Consider the following 5,000-nt stretch of genomic DNA (forward strand, 5'->3'; position numbering starts at 1 on the left):
TATCCCGTATTATTGCCCGCCTGTCATTCCCAGCCGGAAACACCGCCCGGACCGGTTCCGTGGGCGTAGCGGGTCGCTGCATCCACGGACATCCGGGAAGATTCGCTTGCCTACTCCCTTCGGCAAAGTGAAGTTTGCTCAACCAGTCATTCCCTGTGAGAATGAGATGCAGAGCCCCCGCCGCTTCCTCCCCTCCCTGTCCCTTCTGACCGCCTTCGAAGCGGCGGCGCGGACCGGCAGCATCACCGCGGCGGCGAAGGAACTGTCGCTGACCCAGAGCGCCGTCAGCCGCCAGATCAAGGCGCTGGAGGAGCTGCTGGAGGTTGAACTCTTCCACCGCGAACGGCAGACCATCCGCCTGACTGCGGGCGGGGAGTATTATGTGCGCGAGGTCCGCGATGCGTTGCGCAAGATCAGCACCGCGTCGCTGAACCTGCGCGCCAACCCCTATGGCGGCACGCTGAGCATCGCGATCCTGCCGACCTTCGGCGCCCGCTGGCTGACGCCGCGGCTGCCGAAATTCCTGGCTGCGAATCCAGGCGTGACCATCAATCTGGTGACGCGGATGGCGCCTTTCGATTTCCGGCTGGATCCGGTCGACGTGGCGATCCATTTCGGCAGGCCGGAATGGCCGGGCGGGGAGATGGCGCTGCTGCGCCGGGAGACGGTCATTCCCGCCTGCAGCCGTGATCTGCGCGACCGCTTCGGCTTCCGGCAGCCCGGCGATCTGCGCCTTGCCCCGCTGCTGCACCTGACCAGTCGTCCCGATGCGTGGGAACGCTGGCTGACCCTGCACGACACGCCCGCCGATGGGGTGCATGGCATGCTGTTCGACCAGTTCGGCACCGCCATTCAGGCGACCGTTGCCGGGCTGGGGGTCGCACTGCTGCCGCTTTTCCTGATTGGGGAGGAGTTGCACTCGGGCCAACTGGTCCCCGCGCTCGACCTGCCGATGGAGAGCGGCGATGCCTATCATGTCGTGTGGCCGTCGGAACGGACGGGCTATCCGCCGCTTGCCGCTTTCCGCGACTGGATACTGGAAGAAGCCCGGGATGACGGCCTGGACGACAGCCGGCCGCATCATGAGCTTTCCTCATCAACTCGGTAAAAACAATCGCAATCCAAGGCGGTGCTTCATTGCTATAGCTGCCCAATGGGAGGGACCGGGAGAGCGACCGGACCGGTCCGACGAAGGCAACGCGAGCGAGATTTGCAATGAGCGCCCAGAGTTCCATCAGCCTTGGTTTCATCAGCCCCGATGCGATCCGTACCCTGTTCTCCAACGCCATGTCGGAGATGTACCGGACGGAGGTTCCCGCCTATCAGACGCTCGTCGAGCTGGTTCGCAAGGTGAACGAGGCGGTGCTGGCCGCCGACCCGGCGGAACGCCACCGCCTGGAGACCGCCGGCGGCCTTGCCCGCATCACGGAGGAACGTCACGGCGCCATCCGGCTCGGCACCGCGCATGAGCTGTCCACCATGCGGCGCCTGTTCGCGGTGATGGGCATGCAGCCGGTCGGCTATTACGACCTGTCGGAAGCCGGTGTTCCCGTCCATTCCACCGCCTTCCGCCCGGTGACCGACGAGGCGCTGAGCCGCAATCCGTTCCGTGTCTTCACCTCGCTGCTGCGGCTCGACCTGATCGCCGATGCCGGCCTGCGGCAGGAGGCGGAACGGGTGCTGGCCGCCCGCAGCATCTTCACCGACGGCTGTCTCGCGCTGATCGAGAAGGCCGAGGCCGACGGCGGGCTGACGGAGGAGGACGCCGCCCGCTTCGTCGCGGAGGCGCTGGAAACCTTCCGCTGGCACAGCCGTGCCAATGTGCCGGCGGACCTCTACAAGCGGCTGCACGACGCACATCGGCTGATCGCCGACGTCGTCTCCTTCAAGGGGCCGCACATCAACCACTTGACCCCGCGCACGCTGGACATCGACACGGTGCAGCGGATGATGCCGGAAAAGGGCATCGCGCCCAAGGCGGTGGTGGAAGGCCCGCCGACCCGGCGCTGTCCCATCCTGCTGCGCCAGACCTCCTTCAAGGCGCTGAGCGAGCCGGTGGATTTCCGCGATGGCGACGGCTGGCGTTCGGGTGTCCACACCGCGCGTTTCGGCGAGATCGAACAGCGCGGCATCGCGCTGACGCCGAAGGGCCGTGCGCTGTATGACTCGCTGCTGCAGGATTCCCGCCGCCTGGTCGCCCCGGCGGCCGACGGGTCGAACGCCGCCGCCTACATGGCCGCCCTTCAGGAGGTCTTCGCCCCGTTCCCCGACAGCTGGGACGAAATCCGCCGCCAGCAGCTCGGCTATTTCAGCTATTCCCTGACCGATGCCGGACGCCGCAACCCGCCGGCAACCGATGCCGATCTCGAAGCGCTGATCGGGGCCGGTCTCGTCCGCTTCGATCCGGTGGTCTATGAGGACTTCCTGCCGGTCAGCGCCGCGGGCATCTTCCAATCCAACCTGGGCGACGATGCGCAGCAGGATTTCTCCGCCAGCCCGAACCAGCAGCGCTTCGAAGCCGATCTCGGCGCTCCGGTGCTGAATCCGTTCGACCTTTATGCGGAGATCGAACGGGCTTCCATCGACGCCTGCCTGTCGGCCAGGAGCGTAGCGACGGCGTAGGTCACGCCATAACCACGGCGGCGGGCCGGAAAGCGCCCGCCGCCAGCCAGTTCTCGAAGGCCGCCGGCGCCAGCGGGCGGGAGAACAGATAGCCCTGCCCGATGTCGCAGCCGTGCAGGCGCAGCCAGTCACAGGCCTCGACGGTTTCCACCCCCTCCGCCACCACGCGATAACCGAGATCGTGGGCGAGCTCGATGGTCGAGCGGACCATGATCTGGTCGCTGCGCTCGGTGGCGATGGAGCGGATGAAGCGCTGGTCGATCTTCACCGCCGTCGCCGGGATGTCCTTCAGGTAGGACAGCGCGCTCTGGCCGGTGCCGAAATCGTCGATTTCGACCTCGATTCCCAGCCGGCGCAACTGGTCGAGCTGCCGGTCGACGACGGCCCGGTCGGTCATCAGAGCGCTTTCCGTCACCTCGAAACTGATCCAGTCCGCCTGTATCCCGTGCCGGTCCAGCATGGCGGCCACCCGGTCGGCGAAGTCGTTGGCCCCCAGGTCGAGCATCGAGATGTTGATGGAGACCGGCAGCGCGATCCCGCGTCGGCGCCACCGTGCGATCTGGATCAGCACCGCCCGGATCACCCATTCCGTCAGCGGGCGTACCAGCGCCGTCCGCTCCGCCAGCGGCACGAACTCGGCCGGCGAGATCGGCCCCAACTCAGGATGGGTCCAGCGCAGCAGCGCCTCCGCCCCGATGCAGCCATTCCTGCGCAGATCCACCTTGGGCTGGTAGGCGATGTGCAATTGGCCGCCGTTCTGCGTGGCCGTGTCCGCCGCTCCCTCCCCGGCGGCGAGCGCTTCCGTCAGGCTCCTCAGCAGCAGGAAGGCGCGGAGGGAGGCGCGGTCCTGTTCCTCGTCATACGCGCACCAGGGCTTCTGTGTCTCCAGCGACTGATGGGCGGCACTGGTGGCGGCCCGTAGCAGTTCCACGCTTCCCGCCGGCCTGTCGGGATGATGGACGAAGCCGATGCCGGTGGAGGTCGCGATCGGCACCCCCTGGTAAAGGAAGGGGCTGCGGATGGCGGAACCGATCCGGTCGAGCGTGGCCGCCAACCCGCTCTCCGGCTGGTCGACGAGGATGCAGGCGAAGCGGGCCGGCGACACATGGTAAAGCCGGGTGCGTTCCGGCAGGCAGGCGGCGATGCGGCGGGCGCAATCGATCTCGAACGCATCGGCGCTGACCTGGCCAAGCACCCGGGTCAGTTCGGCATATTGCTGGGACGCAGCGGTGTCGACGGTCACCACGGTCAGGCGGGCGCGATCGCGGATGGCAGGATCGGCCAGCAGGGCGTCGATGTCCGCGAGGAAGCGGAAGCGGTTCGACAGCGAGGTGACGGGATGCAGGTAGCCGACCGCGCGCCGGGCCTCGATATGCGCCATCACCATCGCCGACAGGTCGCGGAGGGCCTCTTCCTCCTCGGGCGACAGGGCGGGGCGGGGGCGGTTGTCGATCACGCAGATGGTGCCGAGTGTCAGCCCGTCCGCCGTCCGCAGAGGGGCGCCGGCATAGAACCGGATGTGCGGATGGCCGGTCACCAGCGGGTTGGCGGCGAACCTATGGTCCCGGCTGGCGTCGCCGACCACGAAAAGGGAATCGGACTGAAGCGCATGGGCGCAGAAGGCTTGCTCTCGCGGTGTTTCCCGTACCGCCAGTCCGACCCGTGATTTGAACCATTGCCGGTCGCGGTCCACCAGAGAAATCAGCGCGATCGGCACCTTCAGCAGCTTGGCGGCGAGGCGGGTGATCTGGTCGAAGGCCGGTTCCTCAGGGGTGTCGAGCAACTCGTGGCGCTGAAGTGCCGCAAGCCGGTCCTCCTCGCGGGACAGCGTGGGAAGCAAGGGCGGAAAAGGCGTCATCACGGCTGCATCGTTCCTTGTGCAATCCTTCCTGCCGCCAAGCGGCATGCCGCCGGCCAACCCAATGACAGGCTGTGGCACCTAGCACTGCCGCTTCTCGATGGTGACGAGGGCCGTCACGGTGAGCTGGGCCAGCACCATTCGGTCCACCATGCCGAATCTGCGGGGAGCCGTGTCGATCACGCAGACCGAACCGAGCGCCAGGCCATTGCGGTTGATGATCGGCGCGCCGGCATAGAAGCGGATATGGGGCGCTCCCAGAACCAGAGGGTTGTCGCGGAACCGCGGATCGGCCGCCGCATCCTCCACCACCAGCGGCAGGCTCTGCTGGATGGTGAAGCGGCAGAAGGCATGGTCGCGCGGTGTTTCCTGCGCCGCCAGCCCGCGCCGCGCCTTGAACCATTGGCGGTCGGCGTCCAACAGCGACACCAGGGCGATGGGAACCTGGAAGTGATCGCAGGCCCAGGACACCAGATCGTCGAAGGCGGGGTCCGGCGCGCTGTCCAGCAGGCCCGTGCCG

General features: G+C 67.3%; 4 protein-coding genes (1 of these 4 cut by a window edge). 2 read left to right on the forward strand and 2 right to left on the reverse strand.

Annotated features, from left to right (window positions below):
• Positions 1-166 precede the first annotated feature (166 nt).
• Together DM194_RS00915 and hglS are read left to right on the forward strand one after the other, a co-directional pair.
• Complete coding sequence (locus DM194_RS00915) at positions 167-1,108, forward strand: LysR family transcriptional regulator (protein WP_111065519.1); 942 nt, start codon at positions 167-169, stop codon at positions 1,106-1,108.
• 107 nt (positions 1,109-1,215) lie between these two features.
• Complete coding sequence (gene hglS, locus DM194_RS00920) at positions 1,216-2,622, forward strand: 2-oxoadipate dioxygenase/decarboxylase HglS (protein ID WP_111065520.1); 1,407 nt, start codon at positions 1,216-1,218, stop codon at positions 2,620-2,622.
• 1 nt (position 2,623) lies between these two features.
• Here the strand turns inward: hglS and DM194_RS00925 are convergent, their stop codons facing one another.
• The gene (locus DM194_RS00925; protein WP_176581388.1) at positions 2,624-4,480 is read right to left on the reverse strand and encodes a putative bifunctional diguanylate cyclase/phosphodiesterase; all 1,857 of its coding nucleotides are present in this window, start codon (positions 4,478-4,480) and stop codon (positions 2,624-2,626) included.
• Between the two features lie 81 nt (positions 4,481-4,561).
• Positions 4,562-5,000, reverse strand: partial view of a GAF domain-containing protein gene (locus DM194_RS00930; protein ID WP_246024233.1) — the 3' portion only. It continues 194 nt past the right edge of the window; the window shows 439 of its 633 coding nt (coding positions 195-633); its start codon lies off the right edge, out of view; the stop codon is at positions 4,562-4,564.

This window comes from Azospirillum ramasamyi, assembly GCF_003233655.1.
In the GTDB taxonomy this organism is placed as follows: domain Bacteria; phylum Pseudomonadota; class Alphaproteobacteria; order Azospirillales; family Azospirillaceae; genus Azospirillum; species Azospirillum ramasamyi.

Coding starts and splice junctions, on each gene's coding strand:
- DM194_RS00925 (WP_176581388.1), bottom strand. CDS start 4,480: ATGACGCCTTTTCCGCCCTTGCTTCCCACGCTGTCCCGCGAGGAGGAC.
- DM194_RS00915 (WP_111065519.1), top strand. CDS start 167: ATGCAGAGCCCCCGCCGCTTCCTCCCCTCCCTGTCCCTTCTGACCGCC.
- hglS (WP_111065520.1), top strand. CDS start 1,216: ATGAGCGCCCAGAGTTCCATCAGCCTTGGTTTCATCAGCCCCGATGCG.